The sequence below is a fragment of the Paracoccus sp. AK26 genome (assembly GCF_011801365.1).
Taxonomy (GTDB): Bacteria; Pseudomonadota; Alphaproteobacteria; order Rhodobacterales; family Rhodobacteraceae; genus Paracoccus; species Paracoccus aerius.
The window spans coordinates 1619208-1646205 of sequence record NZ_CP041041.1 but is presented as its reverse complement, the minus strand read 5'-3'; the positions used below and the strand labels follow the sequence as shown (position 1 = coordinate 1646205).

The 26998-nt window shown below is 66.0% G+C and carries 18 protein-coding genes; 13 read left to right on the top strand and 5 right to left on the bottom strand.

The features are described 5' to 3' along the window. Positions 1-10 precede the first annotated feature (10 nt). Together FIU66_RS08125 and FIU66_RS08120 are read left to right on the top strand one after the other, a co-directional pair. Positions 11-628 carry a DUF5671 domain-containing protein gene (locus tag FIU66_RS08125; protein ID WP_167622225.1) on the top strand — a complete coding sequence of 206 codons (618 nt, stop codon included), beginning with the start codon at positions 11-13 and terminating at the stop codon, positions 626-628. Next, complete coding sequence (locus FIU66_RS08120; RefSeq protein ID WP_167622224.1) at positions 621-1001, top strand: hypothetical protein; 381 nt, start codon at positions 621-623, stop codon at positions 999-1001. Before FIU66_RS08125 ends, FIU66_RS08120 begins: the two co-directional genes overlap by 8 nt. Here the strand turns inward: FIU66_RS08120 and uvrA are convergent, their stop codons facing one another. Next, complete coding sequence (uvrA, locus tag FIU66_RS08115) at positions 1002-3854, bottom strand: excinuclease ABC subunit UvrA (protein ID WP_167622223.1); 2853 nt, start codon at positions 3852-3854, stop codon at positions 1002-1004. Positions 3855-4037: 183 nt separating this feature from the next. Between uvrA and FIU66_RS08110 the strand changes: the two genes are divergently transcribed. After that, positions 4038-7469 carry a pyruvate carboxylase gene (locus FIU66_RS08110; RefSeq protein WP_167622222.1) on the top strand — a complete coding sequence of 1144 codons (3432 nt, stop codon included), beginning with the start codon at positions 4038-4040 and terminating at the stop codon, positions 7467-7469. A gap of 16 nt (positions 7470-7485) precedes the next feature. Here the strand turns inward: FIU66_RS08110 and FIU66_RS08105 are convergent, their stop codons facing one another. After that, complete coding sequence (locus tag FIU66_RS08105; RefSeq protein WP_167622221.1) at positions 7486-8883, bottom strand: hypothetical protein; 1398 nt, start codon at positions 8881-8883, stop codon at positions 7486-7488. 60 nt (positions 8884-8943) lie between these two features. Further along, positions 8944-10458, bottom strand: a complete 1515-nt coding sequence (locus FIU66_RS08100; protein ID WP_167622220.1) for a YifB family Mg chelatase-like AAA ATPase — start codon at positions 10456-10458, stop codon at positions 8944-8946. A 124-nt stretch (positions 10459-10582) separates the two neighbouring features. Between FIU66_RS08100 and coaBC the strand changes: the two genes are divergently transcribed. The 10 genes from coaBC to uvrB all read left to right on the top strand — a co-directional run bounded on the left by coaBC (position 10583) and on the right by uvrB (position 22420). After that, positions 10583-11815, top strand: coding sequence for a bifunctional phosphopantothenoylcysteine decarboxylase/phosphopantothenate--cysteine ligase CoaBC (gene coaBC / locus FIU66_RS08095; RefSeq protein WP_167623436.1), 1233 nt, complete (start codon positions 10583-10585; stop codon positions 11813-11815). Beyond that, positions 11812-12852, top strand: a complete 1041-nt coding sequence (locus FIU66_RS08090; RefSeq protein ID WP_167622219.1) for a cysteine desulfurase family protein — start codon at positions 11812-11814, stop codon at positions 12850-12852. The genes coaBC and FIU66_RS08090 overlap by 4 nt, the downstream gene beginning before the upstream one ends. A 30-nt stretch (positions 12853-12882) precedes the next feature. After that, on the top strand, positions 12883-14403 hold the full coding sequence (gene sufB, locus FIU66_RS08085; RefSeq protein ID WP_167622218.1) for a Fe-S cluster assembly protein SufB: 1521 nt from the start codon (positions 12883-12885) through the stop codon (positions 14401-14403). A gap of 67 nt (positions 14404-14470) precedes the next feature. Continuing rightward, a complete protein-coding gene (gene sufC / locus FIU66_RS08080; protein ID WP_167622217.1) occupies positions 14471-15226 on the top strand; it encodes a Fe-S cluster assembly ATPase SufC in 756 nt (251 codons plus the stop codon). After that, positions 15226-16557, top strand: a complete 1332-nt coding sequence (locus tag FIU66_RS08075) for a SufD family Fe-S cluster assembly protein (RefSeq protein WP_167622216.1) — start codon at positions 15226-15228, stop codon at positions 16555-16557. The genes sufC and FIU66_RS08075 overlap by 1 nt, the downstream gene beginning before the upstream one ends. Next, the gene (locus tag FIU66_RS08070) at positions 16530-17048 is read left to right on the top strand and encodes a hypothetical protein (protein WP_167622215.1); all 519 of its coding nucleotides are present in this window, start codon (positions 16530-16532) and stop codon (positions 17046-17048) included. Before FIU66_RS08075 ends, FIU66_RS08070 begins: the two co-directional genes overlap by 28 nt. Further along, positions 17045-17638, top strand: coding sequence for a YIP1 family protein (locus tag FIU66_RS08065; RefSeq protein ID WP_167622214.1), 594 nt, complete (start codon positions 17045-17047; stop codon positions 17636-17638). Before FIU66_RS08070 ends, FIU66_RS08065 begins: the two co-directional genes overlap by 4 nt. Beyond that, positions 17635-18846 carry a cysteine desulfurase gene (locus FIU66_RS08060; RefSeq protein ID WP_167622213.1) on the top strand — a complete coding sequence of 404 codons (1212 nt, stop codon included), beginning with the start codon at positions 17635-17637 and terminating at the stop codon, positions 18844-18846. Before FIU66_RS08065 ends, FIU66_RS08060 begins: the two co-directional genes overlap by 4 nt. A 94-nt stretch (positions 18847-18940) precedes the next feature. Further along, positions 18941-20155, top strand: coding sequence for an FAD-binding oxidoreductase (locus FIU66_RS08055; protein ID WP_167622212.1), 1215 nt, complete (start codon positions 18941-18943; stop codon positions 20153-20155). 78 nt (positions 20156-20233) lie between these two features. Further along, positions 20234-22420 carry an excinuclease ABC subunit UvrB gene (gene uvrB / locus FIU66_RS08050; protein ID WP_167622211.1) on the top strand — a complete coding sequence of 729 codons (2187 nt, stop codon included), beginning with the start codon at positions 20234-20236 and terminating at the stop codon, positions 22418-22420. Here uvrB and FIU66_RS08045 read toward each other — a convergent pair. Beyond that, a complete protein-coding gene (locus FIU66_RS08045; protein ID WP_167622210.1) occupies positions 22417-25038 on the bottom strand; it encodes an ATP-binding protein in 2622 nt (873 codons plus the stop codon). The two genes, uvrB and FIU66_RS08045, sit on opposite strands and share 4 nt — an antisense overlap. Positions 25039-25285: 247 nt before the next feature. Then, positions 25286-26998: an ABC transporter substrate-binding protein gene (locus FIU66_RS08040; protein ID WP_167622209.1), complete on the bottom strand. Its 1713-nt coding sequence runs from the start codon at positions 26996-26998 to the stop codon at positions 25286-25288.

The window sequence follows — 26998 nt, the reverse complement described above, 5'->3', positions numbered from 1 at the left end:
GGGAAGATACGTGGCTGGATCCGAAGAACTGTCTGATTTCGTGCATGGCGCGATGGCCCGTGGGCAGACGGAACCCCGCATACGCGCAGCCCTGTCCCATGCCGGCTGGTCGCCACCCGAGATCGACGATGCCCTGTCACGCTGGATCGCCTCCGAAGATCTGCCACCGGTGCCGTGCCCGAGACCCTATGTCTCGGCGCGCGAAGGGATGCTTTACGCGCTGCTGATGATCGCCCTTGTCCTGGTCTGCTTTCACGTCTCCAGGCTGGGCTTCATGGTGATCGACGGCATCTTGCCCGATGTCGCCGGCCGCGAGGCGCCGGATCCTTGGGCCATGCGCTTTTCCATCGCCTCGATCATCGCGTTCCTGCCGTTGTTCGTCTGGCTGGACAGGCGCATGACCCGCCAGGTGCTGGCCGCCGCGCAGCCCCGCCGGTCGAGGGCGCGGCGTATCTTCGCGTCGGTGACGGTCTTCGCGGCGGCGCTTGTGCTGCTGGGGGATGTGGTGGCTGCGATCTATGCCTTCCTGTCGGGCGACCTGACGCTGCGCCTTGGTGCAAAGCTGGCGCTTGTTGCGGTGACGGGGCTTTTGGTGGCGGCCTGCTATCGCGAGGATCTGGATGGCTAGGCACTGGGCTGTCCTGGCCTTGACGGCGCTGTCCGTGTCGGTTGCGGTTGCGGGGATCATCGCGACTGGCGGGCCCGCGCAAGGGCGCGCGGAACGGCGCGACCAGGTGCGCGCGCAGGATCTGTCAGAGATCCAGATGCTGCTGACCTGCAAGGCCCAGCAGGCGGGCAGGGTGGGCACCGATCCGACGCCAATCGAAGCCTGCCCGATGACGCCACGCCTCGCTGACCCCTTCACCGGCGCACCCTACCGGATTGATCTGGTGCCGCCCGACAGCTTGCGGCTTTGCGCGGGATTTGAACTGCCCGCGTCGGACCAGCCCTTCAGTCCCGACGAATCGGGATGCATCGTGCAGCGGATCAGCGTGAGCTGACTATTCCGCCGCCCTGATCCGCGCAGGCTTCAGCATCGGCGCCAGATAGCGGCCGGTATGGCTTTCGGGAACCTTCGCCACGTCCTCGGGCGTGCCGACGGCGACAATCACTCCGCCGCCGTCGCCGCCCTCGGGACCGATGTCGATGATCCAGTCGGCGGTCTTGATGACATCCAGGTTGTGTTCGATCACCACGACCGTGTTGCCTTCGTCCACCAGGTGGTGCAGCACCTCGAGCAGCTTGCGCACATCCTCGAAATGCAGGCCGGTGGTAGGTTCGTCCAGGATATACAAGGTCTTGCCGGTGGACTGGCGAGCCAGTTCCTTGGCCAGCTTGACGCGCTGCGCCTCGCCGCCCGACAGGGTCGTGGCCTGCTGCCCGACCTTGATGTAGCCCAGCCCCACCTGCATCAGCGCGTCCATCTTGGACCGGATCGAGGGCACCGCCTTGAAGAACTCCTGTCCTTCCTCGATCGTCATGTCCAGCACGTCGGCGATGGACTTGCCCTTGAACTGGACCTCCAGCGTTTCGCGGTTGTAGCGCTTGCCCTTGCAGGTCTCGCAGGTGACATAGACATCGGGCAGGAAGTGCATCTCGATCTTGATGACGCCATCGCCCTGGCAGGCCTCGCAGCGGCCGCCCTTGACGTTGAAGCTGAAGCGGCCGGGCTTGTAGCCGCGCGCCTTGGATTCGGGCAGGCCCGCATACCAGTCGCGGATGGGGGTATAGGCGCCGGTATAGGTCGCGGGGTTCGACCGGGGCGTGCGGCCGATGGGCCGCTGGTCGATGTCGATCACCTTGTCCAGATGTTCCAGCCCCTTGATCGTCTCGCAGGGGGCGGGGGTCTGGCGGGCGCCGTTCAGGCGCAGCGACGCAGTCTTGAAAAGTGTCTCGATGGTCAGGGTGGACTTGCCGCCGCCCGACACGCCCGTGACGCAGACGAACTTGCCCAGAGGAAACTCGGCCGTCACGTCCTTGAGGTTGTTGCCCGTCGCCTTGACGACCTTGACCGCCTTGCCGTTGCCCTTTCGGCGTTCTTCGCCCACCGCGATCTCTCGCAGGCCCGACAGATACTGGCCTGTCAGGCTGTTGGGGTCGGCTGCGATCTGGTCCGGGGTGCCGTGGCTGACGACGGTGCCGCCGTGGACACCCGCGCCGGGGCCCATGTCGAAGACATAATCCGCATGGCGGATCGCGTCCTCGTCATGCTCGACGACGATGACCGAGTTGCCCTGGTCGCGCAGTCCCTTCAACGTGTCCAGCAGACGGTCGTTGTCGCGCTGATGCAGCCCGATCGAGGGTTCGTCCAGCACATACAGCACGCCCGTCAGACCGCTGCCGATCTGGCTGGCCAGCCGGATCCGCTGGCTTTCACCGCCCGACAGCGTTCCCGCCGCGCGCGACAGCGTCAGATAGTCCAGGCCGACGTTGACCAGAAAGCCAAGCCGCTCGCGGATTTCCTTGAGGATGGCGACGGCGATCTCGTTCTTCTGCCGCGACAAGTGTCCGGGCGCGGCTTCGATCCAGGCCAGCGCTTCCTTGATCGACAGTTCAACCACCTCGCCGATGTGGTTGCCGGCGATCTTGACGGCCAGGGCTTCCGGCTTCAGGCGATAGCCGTGGCAGGCGCCGCAGGGACGGTTGTTCTGATAGCGCTCGAACTCCTCGCGCACCCATGCGCTGTCGGATTCGCGCAACCGGCGTTCCATGTTGGGGATCACGCCCTCGAAGACGCGGCGGACATTGTAGACGCGGCCCGCGTCGTCGAAGCGGAACTCGATCTCTTCCTTGCCGGACCCACGCAGGAACATCGCCTGCACGTCCTCGGGCAGGTTCTTCCACGGCGTCTTCTTGTCAAAGCCATAATGCTTGGCAAGGGCGTTGACCGTCTGCGTCAGATAGGCCGATTTCGACTTGGCCCAGGGCGCGATGGCGCCCTTTTCGACCGACAGCGCGGCGTCGGGCACGACCAGCCGTTCGTCGAAGAACAGTTCCATCCCCAGCCCGTCGCAGACCGGGCAGGCGCCGAAGGGGGCGTTGAAAGAGAACAGCCGCGGCTCGATCTCTGGGATGGTGAAGCCGCTGACGGGGCAGGCGAAATTTTCGCTGAAGGTGGTCCGTTCTGGTTCGTCTGCCGCAGTCTCGACTATGGCGATGCCGTCGGCCAGATCCAGCGCGGTGCGCAGCGAATCGGCAAGCCGCGTTTCCAGCCCCTCGCGCACGACGATGCGGTCCACCACCACGTCGATGTCGTGGCGGAATTTCTTGTCCAGGACAGGCGGCTCGTCCAGCTCATGGAACTGGCCGTTCACCTTGACCCGCTGGAAGCCTTGCTTGCGAAGCTCGAGGAACTCTTTCTTGTATTCGCCCTTGCGGTCGCGGACGATGGGCGCCAGCAGATAGGCACGCGTGCCCTCGGGCATCTCCATGATCCGGTCCACCATGTCCTGGACCTGCTGCGCCTCGATCGGCAGGCCGGTGGCGGGGCTGTAGGGCGTGCCCGCGCGGGCGAACAGCAGCCGCAGATAGTCATAAATCTCGGTCACCGTGCCGACGGTCGAGCGCGGGTTCTTCGAGGTCGTCTTCTGTTCGATGCTGATGGCGGGGGACAGGCCGCTGATGTGGTCCACATCCGGCTTGCCCATCATGTCCAGGAACTGCCGCGCATAGGCCGACAGGCTTTCGACATAGCGGCGCTGGCCTTCGGCATAAATCGTGTCGAAGGCAAGGGACGACTTGCCGCTGCCCGACAGCCCGGTGATGACCACCAGCTTGTCGCGCGGGATGTCCATGTCCACGCCCTTGAGGTTGTGTTCACGCGCCCCGCGTACTTCGATGAACTTCTGTTCCATGACGTGCCCCCGGCCGACCAAGCGCATCAGATAGGCGCGCGGTTCCAAAAAGCAACCGCAAAATGGGAACATCCCGAGAACACGACCTTGCGTAAACCTTTTGTTGCAGAGGGGCGGCGGTGGCGCTTGCGCTGCGCTGCGGCATCGCTAGTCTTTCGCGCAACTGCGAAGGGGGACCGCGCGATGTTTCAGAAAATCCTGATCGCCAACCGTGGCGAGATTGCGATCCGCGTGATGCGGGCCGCCAACGAATTGGGCAAGAAAACGGTCGCGGTCTATGCCGAGGAGGACAAGCTGGGCCTGCACCGCTTCAAGGCGGACGAGGCCTACCGGATCGGCGAAGGGCTGGGGCCGGTCGCGGCCTATCTGTCCATCCCCGAGATCATCCGGGTCGCAAAGGAAAGCGGCGCGGATGCGATCCATCCGGGCTATGGCCTTTTGTCGGAAAACCCCGACTTCGTGGACGCCTGCGCGCAAGCCGGGATCACCTTCATCGGCCCCCGCGCTGACACGATGCGCGCGCTTGGCGACAAGGCGTCGGCGCGTCGCGTGGCGATCGCCGCGGGCGTGCCCGTCATCCCCGCGACTGAGGTTCTGGGCGAGGATTTCGAGGCCATCAAGGCCGAGGCGGCTTCCATCGGCTATCCCCTGATGCTCAAGGCCTCCTGGGGCGGCGGCGGGCGCGGGATGCGCCCGATCAACGGTCCCGAGGAACTGGTGGACAAGGTCCGCGAGGGCCGTCGCGAGGCCGAGGCCGCCTTTGGCAATGGCGAGGGTTATCTGGAAAAGATGATCCTGCGCGCCCGCCATGTCGAGGTGCAGTTGCTTGGCGACACCCATGGCGGCTTGTATCACCTGTATGAGCGTGACTGCACGGTGCAGCGCCGCAACCAGAAGGTCGTGGAACGCGCCCCCGCGCCCTATCTGACTGCCGAACAGCGTGCCGAGGTCTGCGAACTGGCGCTGAAGATCGGCCGCGCCGTGGGCTACCAGAACGCCGGCACGGTCGAGTTCCTGATGGATATGGACAGCCAGCAGTTCTACTTCATCGAGGTGAACCCGCGCGTCCAGGTCGAGCATACCGTGACCGAGGAAGTCACCGGCATCGACATCGTCCAGTCACAGATCCGCATTGCCGAGGGGGCAACGCTGGCCGAGGCGACGGGCGTGCCGTCGCAGGATCAGGTCACGCTGTCGGGCCACGCGCTGCAATGCCGCGTGACGACCGAGGATCCGCTGAACAACTTCATCCCCGACTATGGCCGGATCACCGCCTATCGCAGCGCCACCGGCAACGGCATCCGCCTGGACGGCGGCACCGCTTATTCCGGGGGCGTCATTACGCGCTATTACGATTCGCTGCTGGTCAAGGTCACGGCCTGGGCGCAGACGCCCGAGGCGGCGATCCGCCGCATGGACCGCGCGCTGCGCGAGTTCCGGGTGCGGGGCGTCAGCACGAACATCGACTTCGTCATCAACCTGCTGAAGCATCCGACCTTCCTCGATGACTCCTACACGACCAAGTTCATCGACACGACGACAGAGCTATTCCAGTTCGACAAGAAGCAGGACCGGGCCACGCGGATCCTGACCTATCTGGCCGACATCAGCGTCAACGGCCACCCCGAGACCGCGGGCCGCCCCATGCCGCCCGCCCAGGCCCGTCCACCCGTGCCGCCCGCGCCCAAGGCCGAACCCGCGCCGGGCACCCGGCAGATGCTGGAACAAAAGGGCGCGCAGGCGGTGGCCGACTGGATGGCCGCGCAGACGCGCCTGTTGATGACCGACACCACCATGCGCGACGGCCACCAGTCGCTGCTGGCAACCCGGATGCGGTCGATCGACATGATCCGCGTGGCGCCATCTTACGCCGCCAACCTGCCGGGGCTGTTCAGCGTGGAATGCTGGGGTGGGGCGACGTTCGACGTAGCCTATCGCTTCCTGCAGGAATGCCCCTGGCAGCGGTTGCGTGACATCCGCGAACGGATGCCCAACCTGATGACGCAGATGCTGCTGCGCGCCTCGAACGGGGTGGGCTATACCAACTATCCCGACAACGTGGTCCAGTCCTTCGTGCGCCAGGCGGCGGAAAGCGGCGTGGACGTGTTCCGCGTCTTCGACAGCCTGAACTGGGTCGAGAACATGCGAGTCGCCATGGACGCGGTGATCGAGACCGGCAAGATCTGCGAAGGCACGGTCTGCTATACCGGCGACATGCTGGACCCGGACCGGTCCAAGTACGACCTGGCCTATTATGTCAGGACCGCGCAGGATCTGAAGGCCGCCGGCGCGCATGTGCTGGGCCTGAAGGACATGGCGGGCCTGCTGAAGCCAGCCGCCGCGCGCATCCTCATCAAGGCGCTGAAGGAGGAGGTCGGCCTGCCGGTCCACTTCCACACCCACGACACCTCGGGCCTTGCGGGGGCGACGATCCTGGCGGCCGCCGATGCGGGCGTGGACGCGGTGGACGCGGCCATGGACGCCTTCTCGGGCGGCACCTCGCAGCCTTGCCTTGGCTCCATCGTCGAGGCGCTGGAAGGCACCGAGCGCGATACCGGCCTGGATATCGCGGCGATCCGGCAGATCAGCAACTACTGGGAACGCGTCCGCGAGAACTATGCGGCCTTTGAAAGCGGCCTGCAGTCGCCCGCGTCCGAGGTCTATCTGCACGAGATGCCAGGCGGGCAGTTCACCAACCTCAAGGCGCAGGCGCGGTCCATGGGGCTGGAGGATCGCTGGCACGAGGTGGCGCAGGCCTATGCCGATGTGAACCGCATGTTCGGCGACATCGTGAAGGTCACGCCGTCGTCCAAGGTGGTGGGCGACATGGCGCTGATGATGGTGGCCCAGGGGCTGACGCCCCAGCAGGTGCTGGATCCGGCAACCGACGTCAGTTTCCCTGACAGCGTCGTGGACATGATGAAGGGCAACCTGGGCCAACCCCCCGGCGGCTGGCCCGAGGCGCTGCAGCGCAAGGTCCTGAAGGGCGAGGCGCCCATCACCGACCGCCCCGGCGCACATCTGCCCCCCGTGGACATCGAGGCCACGCGGGCGAAGCTGTCCGAGGATCTGGGCGTCGAGATCGACGACGAGGATCTGAACGGCTACCTGATGTATCCCAAGGTCTTTACGGACTACATGACGCGGCACGAAACCTATGGCCCGGTCCGCGCGCTGCCCACGCGCAACTTCTTCTATGGCATGGAGGCGGGCGACGAGATCAGCGTCGAGATCGACCCCGGCAAGACGCTGGAAGTACGTCTGCTGACGATGGGCGAGACGGACGAGAAGGGCGAGGTCAAGGTCTTCTTCGAACTGAACGGCCAGCCCCGCCAGGTCCGCGTGCCGAACCGCAAGGCCACCGGCACCAAGGCCGCGCGTCCCAAGGCAGACCCGTCGAATGCGGGCCATGTCGGCGCGCCGATGCCGGGCGTCGTGGCCTCGGTCGCGGCATCCACCGGGTCCAAGGTCCGCCAGGGCGACCTGCTTCTGACTATCGAGGCGATGAAGATGGAAACCGGCCTCCACGCCGACCGCGACGGCACCATCAAGGCCATCCATGTCCGCCCCGGCGAACAGATCGACGCCAAGGACCTGCTGGTCGAGGTGGAGTAAACCCTGGCCGCGGCCGCTAGAGCAGGGTTGCGGCCAGCAGCACCCACAGGGTCAGCGCCGCGCCGGTGGACAGGGCATAAAGCCCGTTCCACTGCGTTCCGGCATGGCGTGCCTCGACACCCCCCAGCTTGCCCACCAGCAGGACCGAAGCCGTGAAGGGCGAGGTGTTGCCGCTGATCGCCCACCCGCCGGTGATGGCGATCACCATCGCTGTCGGATGCACGCCCAGATCGGCGGGCGAGGGCAGCAGCGGCACCAGCAGCGAAACAGCCAGGATCGGGTTCATGCCGATCTGGCCGGTCAGCGGGATCACCCAGACAAGCGCCGCAAGGATCAGCAACGGCGGCAGCGCCGCCAGGTCAGGACCCTGCGCCTGCATGATCGGCACCAGCAGCCATGATCCCAGGCTGCCGATGAATCCCGCCATGAAAAGCAGGATGATCTCTCCGCTATAGCCGGCAAGGTCGCGGGTGGCGAACTGCCCCACCCGCGCGGCCAGCGTTGCAGCCCGCCCGCCGCGCATGGGCGGCAGGATCAGTGTCCAGGCCACCGCCACCAGCGGCACCACGGTCATGACCGCCCCGGTCACCGCCACGCCGGTCGTCAGGTGCAGCAGGAAGACACCGCCCACCACGATCGCCAGCAGGACCAGCAGCGGTCGCAGGCGCCGCAGCCAGCTTTCGGTCTCGGCCGCACGGGTGGGGGCGGGCGCTGAAAGCTGCGGCTTGAACAGTGCGTCCAAGGCCCAGCCGATGCCGATCATCAGCACCGAACTGACCAGGCACAGCCCGACGGCCGCAGGCCAGGACGCGCCTTGGACCACAGACATGGTGACCGCCATCGACAGCGCCATTGGCGACCAGCACAGGGTCGAGGCAAAACCCCGCTGGATCGCCACCAGCATCCGGCGCAGGCGGTGGCGGCGCAATTCCTGGTTCGTCTCCCGCGCCGTGCTTTCGGCGGCCAACCCGCCCAGCAGCGAGATGGATCCGTAAAGCAGGATCAACCCGAACAGGTGCCCGCCGACCGTCAGCGCAAGGTAGCGCCGCCCCGGAGGCTGGCGGGCCAGGAAGCGCCCACAGTCCAGGATGTCCTGCGACCCGACCGCCGCGCTGCGCAACGCGGACAGCGCTGTGAACAGCGCGATGATGAAGCCCCCCCGCGTCAGGGCGGTCAGCACCGCCTGCGCCCAGTCGGGCCGGGTGGCGGCCGCCCAGGCGACCAGGGCCAGGCCCACGGCCACGAAGGCCAGCCGAGACGCCCGCGCCGTCAGCGAAAACATCGCAAGCGCCCCCACCAGCAGAAGGTCGGCAGCCATCGCGAAGCCAGATCCGGCCCCGAACTGGTGCGGGATCATCGCCAGCAGGGCGCAAGCGGTCAGGATGCCGCCGATCCGGGCGCTTCTGGGGGGCATGAGGTGATCCGTCTAGAGGGTCGCCCAGCCATAGCCGCGCCTTGCACAATGCGCAATTCGTCACCCGCCCGCGACGAAGGGCAGGCGATAGCTGATCGCCTCGGCCAGATGGGGTGCGCGGACAGTGGCGGAACCGGCCAGGTCGGCGATGGTGCGCGCGGTGCGCAGGATGCGGTGATAGCCCCGCGCGGTCAGGCCCAGCCGTTCCGACGCTTTCAGGATCAGCGCCCGTCCTTCCTCATCCGGGGCGGCGATCTGGTCCAGCAGACTGCCCGAAGCCTCGGCATTCACCCGTGCCTGCGGGTGGTTGCGGAAACGCGCGGCCTGCACATCCCGCGCCGCCGCCACCCGCGCCGCGACCTGCGCCGACGTGTCGCCGCCCGAGGGCAGTTCCAGGTCCATGAAGCTGACCGCCGGCACCTCGAGCCGCAGGTCGAAGCGATCCATCAGCGGCCCCGAGATCTTGCCCATGTAGTCCCCGCCGCACACCGGCGCGCGCGAACAGGCGCGGGCGGCATCGGCCAGATAGCCGCAGCGGCAGGGATTGGCGGCGGCGATCAGCAGGAAGCGGCAGGGATAGCGAATGTGGGCATTGGCGCGGGCGACCACGACCTCGCCCGTCTCGATCGGCTGGCGCAGGGTTTCCAGAACCTGCCGGGGAAATTCGGGAAACTCGTCCATGAACAGGACGCCGTTATGGGCAAGGCTGATCTCGCCCGGCTTGGCGCCGCGCCCGCCGCCGACAATGGCGGCCATGGACGCGGTGTGATGGGGTTCGCGGAACGGCGCGCGGCGCGAGATGCCGCCGTCGTCCAGGGTGCCGGCCAGCGAGTGGATCATCGAGGTTTCCAACGCCTCGGCCGCGCCCAGCGGCGGCATCAAGCCGGGCAGACGGGCGGCAAGCATCGACTTGCCCGCGCCCGGCGGGCCGACCATCAACAGGTGGTGGCGACCGGCGGCGGCAATTTCCAAGGCGCGCTTGGCACGTTCCTGGCCCTTCACTTCAGACAGGCAGCCGCCAAGGGGCGCGGCATCGATCATGCCAGGCTGGGCACGGGCGATGGGCGCGCGGTCGGTCAGGTGGTCGATCACCTCGCGCAGCGTGGCGGGGGCCAGGACCGGAACCGCGTCCACCCAGGCGGCCTCGGGGCCGCAGGCGCGGGGGCAGATCAGCGCGCGCTCATCCTCGGCCGCGGCCATGGCGGCGGGCAGGGCGCCGGCGACGGCGACCAGCCGCCCGTCCAGGGCCAGTTCGCCCAGGGCCACGCAGCGCGACAGTTCCTCGCCGGGGACGATCTCAAGCGCGGCAAGGATCGCAAGCGCGATGGGCAGGTCGAAATGCGACCCTTCCTTGGGCAGGTCAGCCGGCGACAGGTTCACGGTCAGCCGCCGGTTCGGCATGGCGATGGACAGCGCGCCGAAGGCCGCCTTGACCCGTTCGCGCGCCTCGCTGACGGCCTTGTCGGGCAGGCCCACGATGGCAAAGCCCGGCAGGCCCGCCGCCACGGAGCACTGGACCTCGACAAGGCGCGCGTCGATCCCCTCGAAGGCAACGGAATAGGCGATTGCGACCATGAAGCCCCCTTTGTCCCCGCAATCGTTAACGGCAGGCGGCTTAAGGAAAGGTTAACAGGTGCCATTGCTTGCGACGCGGGGGGTGGGGGGCTATGTGACGGGGGCGCAAGGTCATGGGGGCAAGATGAACGGCAAGCGTATCCTGCTGATCGTGGGCGGGGGCATCGCGGCGATGAAGGTGCCGCAACTGATCCGGCTGATCCGGGCCGAGGGCGCGGCCGTGACCCCCGTGCTGACCAAGGCCGGCGCGCAGTTCACCACGCCCATGACCCTGTCCGTTCTGGCGGGCGAGGCCGCGCATGACAGCCTGTGGAACATCGCCGCCGAGGCCGAGATCGGCCATATCCAGCTGTCGCGCAACGCGGATCTGGTGGTGGTGGTGCCCGCCACCGCCGACCTGCTGGCCAAGATGGCGCATGGGCTGGCGGACGACCTGGCCTCTACCCTGCTGCTGGCGACGGACAAGCGAGTGCTGGTCGCGCCCGCGATGAACGTGCGGATGTGGCACCACGCGGCAACGCAGCGCAACCTGCGGACCCTGCGCGAGGACGGCATCCTGTTCGTGGGCCCCGAGGACGGCGACATGGCCTGCGGCGAATACGGCACCGGGCGCATGTCGGAACCCGAGGCGATCCTGGACGCCATCGGCAAGGAACTCGCCCCTCAGCCGCTGAAACTGCTGCCCGAGGCGCAGGTGCGCACCGGCATTTTGTCAGGGCGGCACCTGATCGTGACCTCGGGTCCGACGCATGAACCCATCGATCCCGTGCGATACATCGCCAACCGGTCCTCGGGCGCACAGGGCACAGCGATCGCAGCCGCGCTGCGCGACCTGGGCGCAAGGGTCAGCTTTGTCACCGGCCCGGCCGAGGTTGCCCCGCCCGAGGGGGTCCATGTGATCCGCGTCCAGACCGCCGGGCAAATGCGCGAGGCGGTGGAAGCCGCGCTGCCGGCCGACGGGGCGGTCATGGCCGCGGCGGTGGCCGATTGGCGTGTCACCAAATCATCCGCCACCAAGATGAAGAAGGACGGGTCTGGCAAGCCGCCCTCGCTTGAAATGACCGAGAATCCGGACATCCTGGCCTGGATCAGCCAGCCCGGCGAACGCCGCCCCCGGCTGGTCGTAGGCTTTGCGGCCGAAACGAATGATGTCTTGGCCCATGCCACCGACAAGCGGCGGCGCAAGGGCTGCGACTGGATCGTGGCGAATGACGTCAGCGAGGGGACCGGCATCATGGGCGGCTCGGAAAACGCGGTGACGGTCATCACCGACGAAGGCGCCGAGGAATGGCCGCGCATGGCCAAGGACGCCGTCGCCCGCCGCCTGGCGCAGAAGATCGGCGAGGCGCTGGCATGAGAACCTATCTGGACTGGAACGCCACCACGCCCCTGCGCGACGAGGTAAAGGCCGCGATGCGCGAGGGGATGGAGATCGTGGGCAACCCGTCCTCGGTCCACAGCGAAGGCCGCGCCGCCAAGATGGCGATGGAGCGCGCGCGCGAACAGGTCGCGGCGGCACTTGGGGCCGAAGGCGCGGACGTGATCTTCACATCCGGCACGACCGAGGCGGCGGCCATGGTTCTGGCGGGCAGGGGCATCCACTGCGCGCCGGTCGAACACAGCGCGATCAAGGTCTGGTGCGACCAGGATCTGGCGGTGGACGCGGACGGTACCGTCACGGTGCCCGATCCCGCAAACGCCAGCCTACAACTGGCCAACAACGAAACCGGCGTGATCCAGTCCCTGCCCGAAGGGTTGGGGTCCAGTGACCTGACGCAGGCCTTCGGCAAGATCCCCTTCGCCTTCAACTGGCTTGGCATCACGGCAGGCTTTGTCAGCGCCCACAAGCTGGGCGGTCCCAAGGGAATCGGCGCACTGGTCGTCAAGCGCGGCACCGATGTCGAGGCGATGATCCGCGGCGGCGGCCAGGAACAGGGCCGGCGCGGCGGGACCGAGAACCTGATCGGCATCCTGGGCTTTGCCGCCGCCGCCACTGCCGCGCAAAAGGAACTGGACGCAGGCCTGTGGGACGAGGTTGCCGCAAGGCGCGACGCCCTGGAGGCCCGGCTGCTGGACACGGCGCCCGGCGCAATCGTTGCCGGAAAGGGCGCCAGACGCTTGCCGAACACGACCTGCATTCTTACATCGGGCTGGAAGGGTGAAACCCAGGTCATGCAGATGGATCTGGCGGGCTTTGCGATTTCGGCAGGGTCGGCCTGTTCTTCTGGCAAGGTCCGCGCCAGCGGCGTGCTGCAGGCCATGGGGTTCGATGACAAGGCCGCGCAATCGGCGATCCGGATCTCGATCAGCCCCGCTTTGGGCGAGGATCAGGTGAACCGATTTGCGGATGCGTGGGAAAGCGCGTATTCACGATGGCGCGAACGGAACGGCTAGGCAATTGCCAGGCCCGAGGAAGGACAAAGGATGACTGCAACCACCGATCTTGATGTGCGCGAGGGTGTCGACCGCGAAACGGTCGAGGCCGTGCAAAGCATTGGCAGCTACAAATACGGCTGGGATACCGAGATCGAGATGGACTATGCCCCCAAGGGGGTGAACGAGGATATCGTCCGCCTGATCTCGGAAAAGAACAACGAGCCGGAATGGATGACCGAATGGCGGCTGGAAGCCTATCGCCGCTGGGTCACCATGACCGAACCCAAATGGGCGATGCTGAACTATCCTGAAATCGATTATCAGGACCAGTATTACTATGCCCGCCCGAAAAGCATGGCGGTCAAGCCCAAGTCGCTGGACGAGGTCGATCCCAAGCTGCTGGCGACCTATGAAAAGCTAGGGATCCCGCTGAAGGAACAACTGATCCTGGCAGGCGTCGAGGGGGCCGAGGCCGCGCCCGCCGATGGCCGCCGGGTCGCGGTCGACGCGGTCTTCGACAGCGTGTCGGTCGGCACGACCTTCAAGGATGAACTGGCCAAGGCCGGCGTGATCTTCTGTTCCATCAGCGAAGCCATCCGCGAGCATCCCGACCTTGTGAAGAAATACCTCGGTTCGGTCGTGCCGCAGTCGGACAACTATTTCGCGACGCTGAACAGCGCGGTCTTTTCCGACGGCTCATTCGTCTATGTCCCCAAGGGCGTGAGATGCCCGATGGAACTGTCCACCTATTTCCGCATCAACGCGGAGAACACCGGGCAATTCGAACGCACGCTGATCATCGCCGACAAGGGCAGCTATGTCAGCTACCTGGAAGGCTGCACCGCGCCCAAGCGCGACACCAACCAGCTTCACGCGGCGGTCGTGGAAATCGTGGTGCTGGAGGATGCCGAGGTGAAGTACTCGACCGTCCAGAACTGGTTCCCCGGAGACGAGGAAGGCAAGGGCGGCATCTACAACTTCGTCACCAAGCGCGCCGACTGCCGCGAGGCCCGCGCCAAGGTGATGTGGACGCAGGTGGAAACCGGCAGCGCGATCACCTGGAAATACCCGTCCTGCATCCTGCGCGGCGATGAATCCCAGGGCGAGTTCTATTCGATCGCCATCGCCAACAACATGCAGCAGGCCGATACCGGCACCAAGATGATCCATCTTGGCCGCAATACCCGGTCGCGCATCGTGTCCAAGGGGATCTCGGCGGGCCGCGCGCAGAACACCTATCGCGGCCTGGTGACGATGCACCCGCGGGCGACGAACAGCCGCAACTATACCCAGTGCGACAGCCTGCTGATCGGCGACCAGTGCGGCGCCCATACGGTGCCCTATATCGAGGTCAAGAATACCAGCAGCCGCGTGGAACACGAGGCGACTACCAGCAAGGTCGATGACGACCAGCTGTTCTATTGCCGCCAGCGGGGCATGGACGAGGAAGAGGCCGTGGCCCTGGTAGTCAACGGTTTCTGCCGCGAGGTTCTGCAGGCGCTGCCGATGGAGTTCGCGATGGAGGCCCAGTCGCTGGTCGCCATTTCGCTGGAAGGCTCGGTCGGCTAAAGGCCGCGAAGGATTTGATGATGGTGCCGTGGCTTCGGCACCGCCGCCACCATCTGATGAGGAAAAGATGCTGAAAATCGACAACTTGCACGTGAAACTTGAAGAAGAGGACAAGCAGATCCTGAAGGGTCTGTCGCTGGAGATTCCGGCCGGTCAGGTTCACGCGATCATGGGTCCGAACGGGTCGGGCAAATCCACGCTGTCCTATGTCCTGTCGGGCCGCGACGGCTATGAAGTGACCGAAGGCTCGGCCACGCTGGACGGCGAAAGCCTGCTGGACATGGAACCCGAGGAACGCGCAAGCGCCGGCCTGTTCCTGGCCTTCCAGTATCCGGTGGAAATTCCGGGTGTCGGCAACATGACCTTCCTGCGCACCGCCGTGAACGCGCAGCGCAAGGCGCGTGGCGAGGCCGAGCTGTCCTCGGGCGATTTCCTGAAGCTGGTTCGCGCCAAGGCGGCCGAACTGCAGATCAGCCCCGAGATGCTGAAGCGTCCGGTCAATGTCGGCTTCTCGGGCGGCGAGAAGAAGCGCAACGAGATCCTGCAGATGGCCATGCTGGAACCGCGCATGTGCATCATGGACGAAACCGACTCGGGCCTGGACGTGGACGCGATGCGGCTAGTCAGCGACGGCGTCAACGCGCTGCGTTCGCCCGACCGCAGCTTCCTGGTCATCACCCATTATCAGCGCCTGCTGAACCATATCCAGCCGGACGTGGTGCATATCATGGCGAACGGCCGGATCGTGAAATCGGGCGGGCCGGAACTGGCCTTGCAGGTCGAACAGGAAGGCTATGGCGATCTTCTGGCGGAGGTCGGCTGATGGCGGACACCGCAGTCCAGGCGAAGGACCACACCCCGACGGTCGAGGGCACGCCCAAACCCGCCGGTGCGCTTGACGCGCGGCTTGCGGCCCTGACCCTGCCGCAGGGCGGCTTTGCCGCTGCTGCGCGTCGCGATGCCTTGGCGCGCCTGCAGGACATGGGGCTTCCCGGTCCGCGCGACGAATACTGGCGCTATACGGACCCGCGTCCCTTCAACGCACCGCAAGCGGCGGCGATTGCCGTGCCTGATGGGCAGGAGACCCCGCTGTTCGACACGCTGGACAAGCTGACGCTGGTCTTTGTCGACGGCCGGTTCGACGAGGCCGCATCCGATGACCTGGCCCTGGACGGGGTCGAGATCCTGACGCTTGCAAAGGCTGACGGGGCGGAATGGGCGGCCGAACTTTATGGCAAGCTGGAGGCTGCGGGCCAGCATCCCGTCCGCCGTCCCTTTGCGACGTTGAACACTGCCGCCGCCCCCGACGGGCTGCTGATCCGCGTCACCGAAAAGCCGTCGAAGCCGATCCATGTCGTGCATCGCCGTGCGTCGGATGGGGCGGACGCCATGTGGCACCACCTGATCCGGGTCGAGCCGGGTGCGGGACTGACCCTGCTGGAAACCGGCATGTCGGGCGCCCGGTCGAACAGCGTGATCGAGGTCGATCTGGCCGAAGGCGCCGCGTTCCACCATGTCGCGTCCAAGCGCGCGATCGAGGCGAAGGTGGGCATCGGCCATATCTTCGCGCGCGTTGCCGCAAGGGCGCAGTTCAAGTCCTTCACCTTGGCGGTGAACGGCACGATGATGCGCAACGAGGCGGTGATCGACATCGCGGGCGACGATGCGGTGGCCCATATCGCGGCGGCCGTTCTGGGCGACGGGGGCAAGGCGCCCTTCCATCAGGACGACACCGTCTTCATCACCCACGGGGCCGAACGCTGCGAAAGCCGCCAGGTCTTCAAGAAGGTGCTGAAAAACGGGGCCGAGGGCGTGTTCCAGGGGAAGATCCTGGTCAAGCCCGGCGCGCAGAAGACCGACGGCTACCAGATCAGCCAGGCGCTGCTGCTGGACGAACGCAGCCAGTTCCTGGCCAAGCCCGAGCTGGAGATCTACGCCGACGACGTGAAATGTTCGCATGGTTCGACCACCGGCGCGATCGACGACGAGGCGTTGTTCTATCTGCGGTCCCGCGGGGTGCCGCGTGAACGGGCCATCGTCTTCCTGGTCCTGTCCTTCCTGGCCGACGCCCTGGCCGAGGTCGAGGACGAGGCGATCCGCGATTGCATCTATGAACGGCTCGACGTGTGGCTGACCCTCAACGCGGTTCAGTAGGGGCCGCGCCGCGGGGCATCGTTCCCCGGGTGCTGCAAAGCTGGGTGGCCCCGCGCCGGGTGGTGCGGGGTCTTTCCGACATGCCGGAAGGGTCCAAGCTGGGCGTGCTGATGTCGGCGATGCTGATCTTCCTGATCGCCCAGGCCCCCGGTCATGCGCGGATGGCCCAGATTGACCCGGCGGTGCCGTTCCAGGCCCGGATGGGGGGGGCGTTGCTGGCCGTGATGTTCATGATGCCGATCCTGGCCTATGGCCTGGCGGCGCTGGCATCGCTTTTGTCCCGTCTGACACCCTGGCGGCTTACCCCCGAGGATTCCCGGCTGGCGCTGTTCTGGGCCTTGCTGGCGGTTGCGCCCGCGATGCTGCTGGCAGGCTTGGTGGCCGGGCTTGTGGGGCAGGGGTCCGCCCTTGCCTTGGTCCAGGCGGTTTCCGGGCTGGGTTTCCTGATGATCTGGGGTGCCGGTATCGCGGCGCTGGCGAGGCGAAAATGACGTTCGATGACTTCAAGGCCCTGGTCGGCTTGTCGTTCCGCGATCCGCAGGCGGCGGCGCGCGACCTGATGGCGCAGGGCTGGCCGATCCAGGCGCGGTGGATGGCGCTTCTGGCAGCCGTTTCGGTCTCGGCGCTGCTGGCCTCGCTGGCCGCCGCGCTGTTCAGCGCCCCCGGGCCAGAGGGCGACCGGGTTGTCGTCCTCAGCCAGCAGCCGATGGTGCTGGCCGTGATGCAGATGGGGGCCATCGTGCTGGCGGCAGGGCTGATGTCGGGCGTGGGCCGCATGTTCGGCGGCGGCGGCCGGTTCGAGGATGCCCTGCTGCTGACCGTCTGGATCGAGGTGCTGCTGCTGATCGTGCAGGCCGCGCAGGTGGTCCTGTCGCTGATCCTGCCGGGCGTGGCGGGCATCTTCGGGCTGCTGGCGATCGCGCTGTTCCTGTGGCTGACCGTGCAGTTCACCAAGGCGCTGCACGGCTTTCACAGCACGCCCAAAGTGGTCCTGGGGATGATCGGAACCGTATTCGTGGCGGGTTTCGTTCTGTCCCTGCTTGCCGCCGCCCTAGGAATCATGCCGGAGATGCCGCAATGAGCTTCGATATCGACAAGGTCCGTGCCGACTTCCCGATCCTGTCGCGGCAGGTGAACAACCGCCCGCTGGTCTATCTGGACAGCGGCGCAAGCGCCCAGAAGCCGCGCCAGGTCATCGACGCGATCACCCGCGCCTATGAAGGCGAATATGCCAACGTTCATCGGGGCCTGCATTTCCTGTCGAACCTGGCCACCGACAACTATGAACGCGTCCGCGCCATCATCGCCCGCTTCCTGAACGCCCCGCACGAGGATGAGGTGATCTTCACCAGCGGCTCGACCGAGGGGATCAACCTGGTCAGCTATGGCTGGGCCGCGCCGCGCCTGCAGGCGGGGGACGAGATCGTGCTGTCCGTCCTGGAACACCACGCCAATATCGTTCCCTGGCATTTCCTGCGCGAACGGCAGGGGGTGGTGCTGAAATGGGTCGAACCCGAAGCCGACGGCAGCCTGCCGCCCGAAAAGGTGCTGGCCGCAGTGGGTCCGAAGACCAGGCTGATCTCGGTCACGCATATGTCGAACGTCACCGGCACGATCGTCGATGTCGGCGCCATCGCGCGGGGGACGGACGTTCCCGTGCTGGTCGACGGCTCGCAGGCAGCGGTGCATATGCCGGTCGATCTGGCCGCGCTGGGCGTCGATTTCTACTGCATCACCGGCCACAAACTTTACGGCCCCTCGGGTTCCGGCGCGATCTGGATCCGCCGCGACCGCCAAGCCGAGATGCGCCCCTTCCTGGGCGGCGGCGACATGATCCGCACCGTCACCCGCGATGCCGTCGACTATGCCGACCCGCCCCTGCGGTTCGAGGCGGGAACCCCCGGCATCGTCAACCAGGTCGGCTTGGGTGCTGCCCTTGAATACATGATGGACCTGGGGATGGAGAATATCGCGGCCCATGAGCGGGGCTTGCGCGATTACGCCCGCGACCGTCTGCGCAGCCTGAACTGGCTGCAGGTCCAGGGCGACGCGCCGGACAAGGGCGCGATCTTTTCCATGACCATGCAGGGCGCCCACGCGCATGACCTGTCCACCATCCTGGACAAGCGCGGCATCGCCGTCCGGGCCGGCAGCCATTGCGCCATGCCGCTGATGGAGTTCTTCGGCATCACCGCAAGCGCGCGGGCGTCCTTCGCCATGTACAACACCAGGCAGGATGTGGATGCCCTGGTCGAAGGATTGACCTTCTGCCGAGAGCTTTTCGCCTGAATCTTGCAAAGTTCGGCAGTGTCGCCGAAGATCGTCTTGTCGCTGGGCCTATTGTCTGCATCCCTGATCCAAAGTCGTCGTTCAGGGAATGGATATGGCAGAGATTCTGGTTCTGGGTGCAGGCATGGTCGGCGTCACCACCGGGCTGGCGCTTCAGGCGCGGGGGCATCAGGTCACGATTATCGAACGCGGCGTGCCGGGCCGGGAAACCAGCTATGGCAATGCCGGCCTGATCCAGACCGAAGCGGTGGAACCCTATGCGATGCCGCTGGCACCCGCCGCGCTGATCCAGATCGCCCTGGGCATGGGCTATGACGTCAAGTGGAACATTCCGGGCCTGCTGTCGCAATTGGGCGCGGTCTGGAACTATGCCGTCAACTCCCTTCCCGCCGGCCACCGCCGGGCCACGCTGACCTGGGGCAAGCTGATCCGCCAGTCCACCGACCGCCACGCGCCGCTGGTCCAGGCGGCGGGCGCCGACAATATCATCCGCCGCGACGGTTACATCGAGGTGCATCGCAACTCCGCCCGCATGGACAAGGCACGGGTCACGGCCAAGCGCTTCATGGAGGAATTCGGGGTCGAGGCCAAGCTAATGGACGGCAAGGCGCTGCGCGCGCTCGAACCCGCCATCAAGATCGAGGTCGAGGGCGCGACCCACTGGGCCGATGCCTGGACCTGCTCCGATCCCGGCGGGTTGGTCGCGGCCTATGCAGCGCTGTTCGAAAGGCAGGGCGGGCGGATCGTCAACGCCGATGCGGGCGACCTGCAGCGCGCGGGCAGCGGCTGGCGGGTGGGGGATGAAACCGCCGAACACGCAGTCGTCGCGCTTGGCCCCTGGTCGCCGATGCTGCTGCAACGCTTCGGCCTGACAGTCCCGATGGTCTTCAAGCGCGGCTACCATCGTCACTACCGGATGGAGACGCCGCCGAACCACCCGATCGCGGATTTCGGCAATTCGGTCGTGCTGTCGCCGATGCGGCGCGGGTTGCGCATCGCCACCGCCGCCGAACTGACCAGCCATCCGCGCCTGTCGCCCCCGCAACTGAAGCACGGCGAAAGGGCCGCGCGCGAATTGTTCGACATCGGCAGCCCGGTCGAGGCCGAGCCCTGGACCGGCCGCCGCCCCTGCATTCCCGACATGCTGCCGGTGATCGGCAGGGTGCCGGACCAGCCGAACCTCTGGGCGCATTTCGGCCACGGGCACCAGGGCTTCACTCTGGGTCCGGTGACATCAGAAATCCTGGCCGAGGAAATGGACGGCGGGCAGGGTTGGGCTGAAATGCGACCGGCCCGGTTCAAGCGGTGATGCCCCTTCTTCTGACCCAAGGTTGACTTTCCCAGGAACCACCACACCTTACTGGTTCTGCCGCATGAAGGGTGCCTGATGGGCCATAACAATACCAACGCGCCAGTCGCGCGTCCGATCGAAGTCACCCGCCCCAAGTTGGAAGGCGGGCGGCGTTTCGTGATGAAAAGCGAATTCCAGCCGGCGGGCGACCAGCCCACCGCGATCGTCGAATTGACCCAGGGCGTGCAGGCGGGGGAACGCGACCAGGTGCTGCTGGGGGCCACCGGCACCGGCAAGACCTTCACCATGGCAAAGGTAATCGAGGCGACGCAGCGCCCGGCCATCATCCTGGCGCCCAACAAGACCCTGGCGGCCCAGCTATACGGCGAATTCAAGGGTTTCTTCCCCGACAACGCGGTGGAATACTTCGTCAGCTACTATGACTATTACCAGCCCGAAGCCTATGTCGCGCGGTCGGATACCTATATCGAGAAGGAATCCCAGATAAACGAGGCCATCGACCGGATGCGCCATTCGGCCACCCGGGCGCTGCTGGAACGCGACGACGTGATCATCGTGGCCTCGGTCAGCTGCATCTACGGCATCGGCTCGGTCGAGACCTATTCGGCCATGACCCAGGACATGATCGTGGGCGACAGCTATGACCAGCGGGAATTCATCGCTCAACTTGTCGCCCAGCAGTATCGGCGGCTGGACGCGGCCTTCCAGCGGGGCGGTTTCCGCGTCAAGGGCGACGTGGTCGAAGTCTGGCCCGCGCATCTTGACGATCGTGCCTGGCGCTTCGACTTCTTCGGAAACGAGCTTGAGGCGATCACCGAATGCGATCCCCTCACCGGGCAGAAGACCGACAACTTCCGCCAGATCCGCATCTATGCGAACAGCCATTACGTCACGCCGCGCCCGACGCTGCAGCAGGCGATCAAGGGGATCAAGGCGGAACTTCAGGGTCGGTTGAAGCAGCTTGTCGATGAAGGCAAGCTGCTGGAAGCGCAGCGGCTGGAACAGCGCACCAACTTCGACATCGAGATGCTGGAGGCCACCGGCGTCTGCAACGGCATCGAGAACTATTCCCGCTACCTGACCGGCCGCGCGCCGGGCGAGCCGCCCCCCACGCTGTTCGAGTTCATCCCCGACAATGCCATCGTCTTCGCCGACGAATCCCACGTATCGGTGCCGCAGATCGGCGGCATGTATCGCGGCGACTTCCGACGCAAGTTCACGCTGGCCGAACACGGCTTCCGCCTGCCAAGCTGCATGGACAACCGCCCGCTGAAGTTCGAGGAATGGGACGCGATGCGCCCGCAGTCGGTCTTCGTCAGCGCCACCCCTGCCCAGTGGGAGATGGACCAGACCGGCGGCGTCTTCACCGAACAGATCATCCGCCCCACCGGCCTTCTGGACCCGCAGATCGAGATCCGCCCGGTCGAGATGCAGGTGGACGACCTGCTGGACGAGATCCGCAAGGTCAGCGCGGCGGGCCTGCGCACGCTGGTCACCACCCTGACAAAGCGCATGGCCGAGGACCTGACGGAATACTTCCACGAACAGGGCATCCGCATCCGCTACATGCACAGCGACATCGACACGATCGAGCGGATCGAGATCCTGCGCGACCTGCGCCTTGGCGCCTTTGACGTGCTGGTGGGCATCAACCTGCTTCGCGAAGGCCTGGACATTCCCGAATGCGGGCTGGTCGCGATCCTGGATGCGGACAAGGAAGGCTTCCTGCGGTCCGAAACCTCGCTGATCCAGACCATCGGCCGCGCCGCGCGCAACGCCGAAGGACGCGTGATCATGTATGCCGACCACATCACCGGCAGCATGGAACGCGCGATGGCCGAAACCGAACGCCGCCGGCAGAAGCAGATGGCCTATAACGAGGCCCATGGCATCACGCCGCAGACAGTCCGCAAGAATGTCGAGGATGTGCTGGCGGGCCTGTGGCAGGGCGATACCGACCAGTCGCGCATCACCGCCAAGGTGGACCGCCCGATGGTCGGCGGAAACCTTCAGGTGCATCTCGACGCGCTGCGCACTCAGATGCGCAAGGCCGCCGAGAACCTCGAGTTCGAGGAAGCCGCCCGCCTGCGCGACGAGGTGAAGCGGCTGGAAGCGGTCGAGCTTGCCGTTTCGGACGATCCCCTGGCGCGCCAGTCCGTGATCGAGGAAGCGGCCGAGGAGGCCGTGAAGGCCTCGGGTCGGTCCACGGCGGGCAGGGCAGGGCAGCGCGGCGGCAACAAGCGGTCCAAGCGGCGGCGTTAAGCCAGCGCCGCGCCGATCTTGCGGGCCAACTGGTCGAAGCTGAAGGGCTTGGCCAGGAAGTTGCCCCCTGCCTTGATCCGCTCGTCCGCCTCGGACGAACTGCCGGTATAGCCGCTGGTGAAGACGACCCGCAGATCGCTGCGGATGGTGCGCGCCTGCTCGACCAGTTGCGGGCCAGTCATCTGCGGCATCACCACATCGGTGAACAACAGTGCGATGTCTGGCCGCTGTCCCAGGATATCCAGGGCCAGGGGGCCAGACGCGGCCTCCAGCACGGTATAGCCCAAGTCGCGCAGCGAGGCGACGGTGAAGGCACGGACCCGGTCCTCGTCCTCGACGACCAGGATCACGTCCTTTGCCCGTCCCATCGGCACGTCCGCCGCCAGGTCGCCCTGCTTTTCAGCTGCATGGTCCTGGCTGCGCGGCAGGTAGAGATCGACGGTGGTTCCTTCCCCCAGTTGCGAAGTCATCGCGACATAGCCGCCCGACTGGCGGATGAAGCCGTAAACCTGGCTGAGGCCAAGGCCCGTGCCGCGCCCGGTGGGCTTGGTCGTGAAGAAGGGGTCGAAGGCCTTGGCCAGGACCTCGGGCGTCATTCCCGCGCCGGTGTCCTGCACCCGGATGCGGACATAGGCCCCCGCCTCTACCCCCAGGGGCCGCGACGTGGTCTGGCCCAGGTCCAGATTGGTCGTCTCCAGCATGACCCGTCCCCCGTCCGGCATCGCGTCGCGGGCATTGACGGCCAGGTTGATGATCGCGTTCTCCAACTGGTTGGGGTCGGCCTTGGTGGGCCAAAGACCGGGTTCCAGCCGGTTTTCCAGAACGATCGTTTCCCCAAGCGATCGGGCCAGCATGTCCGACAAACCCGTCAGCAGGGCATTTGCATCGATCACGACCGGTTCCAGCGGCTGCTGGCGCGAGAAGGCAAGCAATCGCTGCGTCAGGGCGGCAGCGCGATTGGCGCCTTCCAGGGCGCCCTCGATGAACTGGCCCACGTCGCTGTTTCCGCGCGATAGCTGGCGCTGCGTCAGGTTCAGCCCGCTGATGACCACGGCAAGCATGTTGTTGAAGTCATGCGCGATGCCGCCCGTCAACTGGCCGACCGCCTCCATCTTCTGCAACTGGCGAAGCTGGCGTTCGGCAGCCTCGCGGCGCTCGAACTCTTCGCGCAGCACGATCTCGCGCTGCTCGAGGGCTGCCTCTTGTTCGGCGATCCTGCGGTTCAGCCTTTGCAGCGCCTCGGCCCTTTCGATGGCAAGCCAGGTCTGCTGGACGATCTCCTTTGCAAGGGCGATCTCGGGTTCGGTCCAGGCACGGACATCGGCCTGGTGCAGATAGATGCCAGCCGCCCAAGTCCCTTCGGTCAGCAAAGGCACGCAGATGCCTGCCAGAACCCCTTCGTCGGCATAGGGCGCCAGGTCACCCTTGCTGTCCGTCCGGCTGTCCCCGAAGACGAGCGCCCGCCCTGCGCGACGTTCGGTGTCGGCAAAGGCGCCATAATGGTATGTCGCCTGCATTCCCATCAGGGGCGGCAGCCTGCCGTCGGACCAGGACGCTTCGTGGCAGATGTTCTGGGGGCCTGTCAGGCGATAGAAGCCGACCCGGTTCACACCAAGCCGCTTGCCCAGGGCTTCGGACGACGCGCGCAGGATCTCTTGCGGGTCGGACTGAAGGCGCTGACGTCCGATCTGATCCAGGACGAATTCGCGTTCTTCCTTCGCGACCCGCAATTGGGCTTCCGCTTCTTTCAGGCGGGTGATGTCGTAGGTGATGCCCGGAAGGCGAGCGCATTTGCCATCGGGGCCGGGGATGCAGCGCCCTTGGGCGGAAATCCAGCGGATCGTTCCATCGTCGTGCAGCAGACGGTATTCAGCGGTGAACGGCCCGACCGACTGGACGGCCTCGGCGATCTTGGCTTGCACACGGGCGCGATCCTCGGGGTGGATGCCTTTGAGAAATTCCTCGACCGCGGCGCCTTGGGCGGCAAGTTGGGGATCCACGCCGAACATGGTTGCGAAACGGGAATCGACGGTGACGCGGTTCGTTTCCACGTCCCAATCCCAGATGCCCACGCTGTTGCCTGCCGACATGGCCAGTTCAAGCCGCTGCGCCACCTCTGCCCGTGCGCGTTCGGCCAGGACGCGGTCCGTCGTCTCGCCCGTGACGCACAGCAGGCCCGCGATGCGGCCCGAAGCGTCGATTGCCGGTGAATAGGTGAAGGTCCAATAGCTTTCCTCGGGCAGGCCCGCGCGACCAAGGTCCAGCCGCATGTCGACGACCTTCTGGCTTTCGCCGCGCAAACAGCCCTCGACCAGAGGAGAGATGTCGTCCCAGATGCTTGCCCACAGGTCGCGGAAGGGTCTGCCGATCGCATTCGGGGCGCGATAGCCCAGGATCGGGATATAGGCATCGTTGTAGAACGAGATGAGGTCCGCCCCCCAGGCCAGATACATGGGCGTCGGGCAGGCCAGGATGGTGGACAGGATCGCCCGCAGGTCGGCGGGCCAGGCCTTGACCGGGCCCAGGCCGGTTGCGGACCAGTCTCGTGCCGCGATCTCGCGCGCCACACGACTGTCATAGGCGGACAGCCAGTCAGCCGGGGGCGTTTCGATATTCATCTGGTCTTCCTGATCGCGCGACGCAGCAGAATCACCCCGCTGGCGGGGCTTCCTGTCCTGTTCGAGGGATATTCGCGGCAGTTCCACCCGGCCGCAACCCCCTGGGCGACCGACCTGCCTTCCTTCCGTGGCCTGCGGGCCAAACCGCTCCGCCCCTTTGCCCGATCATGCCGCTGCACGAACCGACATGGAGAGTGCAGCGCAATGGCGGGGAACCCGGCAGGCCGGGTTCCCCCTTGTCGTTCGGTCACTGCCAGCTTTTCACCAGCTCGTCATAGCTGATGGTCTCGGGCTGGGGATCCTCGTTCTCCAGCTTCAGTTGAGGGGCAATGCCGCCATGCTCCTTGGCGAAGTTGTTCCACCATTCCAGGTCATGCTCCTCGGCCATCTTGGGGCCGATGTCGCCCTGCACGCCCGCGCGTTCCAGGCGTTCCAGCACCTTTTCCTGTTCCGCGCACAGGCTGTCCATGGCTTCCTGCGCGGTCTTGGCGCCGGAGGCGGCATCGCCGATCGCCTGCCACCACAGTTGCGCCAGCTTCGGATAATCCGGCACGTTGGTGCCCGTGGGCGACCACTGCAGGCGGGCGGGGCTGCGGTAGAACTCGATCAAGCCGCCCAGCTTGGGCGCGCGGTCGGTGAAGGACTGGTGGTCCAGCGTGGACTGGCGGATGAAGGTCAGGCCGACATGGCTTTTCTTCACGTCCACCGTCTTCGAGGTCACGAACTGCGCGTAAAGCCATGCCGCCTTGGCGCGGTCGTCCGGCGTGGATTTCAGCAGCGTCCAGGACCCGGCGTCCTGATAGCCCAGCTTCATCCCGTCCTGCCAATAGGCGCCGTGCGGCGAGGGGGCAAATCGCCATTTCGGCGTGCCGTCCTCGTTCACCACCGGCAAGCCTTCCTTGACGAAATCAGCGGTGAAGGCGGTATAGGTGAACATCTGCTGGGCGACCTCGCCCTGGCTGGGGACCGGGCCGCTTTCGCTGAATGTCATGCCCTGGGCCGCGGGGGGCGCATATTTGGTCATCCAGTCCAGGTATTTCTGGATCGCATAGACCGAGGCAGGGCCGTTGGTGTCCCCGCCGCGCGCGACGCAGCTACCGACGGGGCGGCTGTTCTCATCCACCCGGATGCCCCATTCGTCCACCGGCAGGCCGTTCGGGATGCCCTTGTCGCCGTTCCCGGCCATCGACAGCCAGGCATCGGTGAAGCGCCAGCCAAGCGATGGGTCCTTCTTGCCATAGTCCATGTGGCCATAGACTTGCTTGCCGTCGATCTCACGTCCCGTGAAGAACTCGGCAATGTCCTCGTAGGCGGACCAGGTGACCGGCACGCCCAGGTCATAGCCGTAACGCTCGCGGAACTCGGCCTTGTTCGTCTCGTCGTCGAACCAGTCCTTGCGGAACCAGTAAAGGTTGGCGAACTGCTGGTCGGGAAGCTGGTACATGTTCCCGTCGGGCGCGGTCGTGAAGGACTTGCCGATGAAGTCGTCGATGTCGAGGTTCGGGTTCGTCACGTCCGCCCCGGCATTCGCCATCCAGTCGGTCAGGTTGCGCGCTTGCTGGTAACGCCAATGGGTGCCGATCAGGTCGCTGTCGTTGACATAGGCGTCATAGATGTTCTCGCCGGACTGCATCTGCGTTTGCAGCTTTTCCACCACGTCGCCTTCGCCGATCAGGTCATGGGTGACCCTGATGCCGGTGATGGCCGTGAAGGCGGGGGCAAGCGTCTTGGCCTCGTATTCGTGGGTCGTGATGGTTTCAGACACCACCTTGATGTCCATCCCCGCGAAGGGCTGGGCGGCGTCGATGAACCACTGCATCTCGGCCTCTTGCGCGGCGCGGTCCAGGCTGGACATGTCGCCGATCTCGGCGTCGAGGAAGGCCTTGGCCTCCTCCATCCCGGCCTGTGCGCCGGTGACCATCAGCGCAAGGCTCATGGCCGTCGTCAGGTAGAACTTCAT

Coding starts and splice junctions, on each gene's coding strand:
- uvrB (WP_167622211.1), top strand. CDS start 20,234: ATGGGCCATAACAATACCAACGCGCCAGTCGCGCGTCCGATCGAAGTC.
- FIU66_RS08105 (WP_167622221.1), bottom strand. CDS start 8,883: ATGCCCCCCAGAAGCGCCCGGATCGGCGGCATCCTGACCGCTTGCGCC.
- FIU66_RS08055 (WP_167622212.1), top strand. CDS start 18,941: ATGGCAGAGATTCTGGTTCTGGGTGCAGGCATGGTCGGCGTCACCACC.
- FIU66_RS08100 (WP_167622220.1), bottom strand. CDS start 10,458: ATGGTCGCAATCGCCTATTCCGTTGCCTTCGAGGGGATCGACGCGCGC.
- FIU66_RS08075 (WP_167622216.1), top strand. CDS start 15,226: ATGGCGGACACCGCAGTCCAGGCGAAGGACCACACCCCGACGGTCGAG.
- FIU66_RS08120 (WP_167622224.1), top strand. CDS start 621: ATGGCTAGGCACTGGGCTGTCCTGGCCTTGACGGCGCTGTCCGTGTCG.
- FIU66_RS08060 (WP_167622213.1), top strand. CDS start 17,635: ATGAGCTTCGATATCGACAAGGTCCGTGCCGACTTCCCGATCCTGTCG.
- FIU66_RS08045 (WP_167622210.1), bottom strand. CDS start 25,038: ATGAATATCGAAACGCCCCCGGCTGACTGGCTGTCCGCCTATGACAGT.
- uvrA (WP_167622223.1), bottom strand. CDS start 3,854: ATGGAACAGAAGTTCATCGAAGTACGCGGGGCGCGTGAACACAACCTC.
- FIU66_RS08065 (WP_167622214.1), top strand. CDS start 17,045: ATGACGTTCGATGACTTCAAGGCCCTGGTCGGCTTGTCGTTCCGCGAT.
- FIU66_RS08110 (WP_167622222.1), top strand. CDS start 4,038: ATGTTTCAGAAAATCCTGATCGCCAACCGTGGCGAGATTGCGATCCGC.
- FIU66_RS08090 (WP_167622219.1), top strand. CDS start 11,812: ATGAGAACCTATCTGGACTGGAACGCCACCACGCCCCTGCGCGACGAG.
- coaBC (WP_167623436.1), top strand. CDS start 10,583: ATGAACGGCAAGCGTATCCTGCTGATCGTGGGCGGGGGCATCGCGGCG.
- sufC (WP_167622217.1), top strand. CDS start 14,471: ATGCTGAAAATCGACAACTTGCACGTGAAACTTGAAGAAGAGGACAAG.
- sufB (WP_167622218.1), top strand. CDS start 12,883: ATGACTGCAACCACCGATCTTGATGTGCGCGAGGGTGTCGACCGCGAA.
- FIU66_RS08040 (WP_167622209.1), bottom strand. CDS start 26,998: ATGAAGTTCTACCTGACGACGGCCATGAGCCTTGCGCTGATGGTCACC.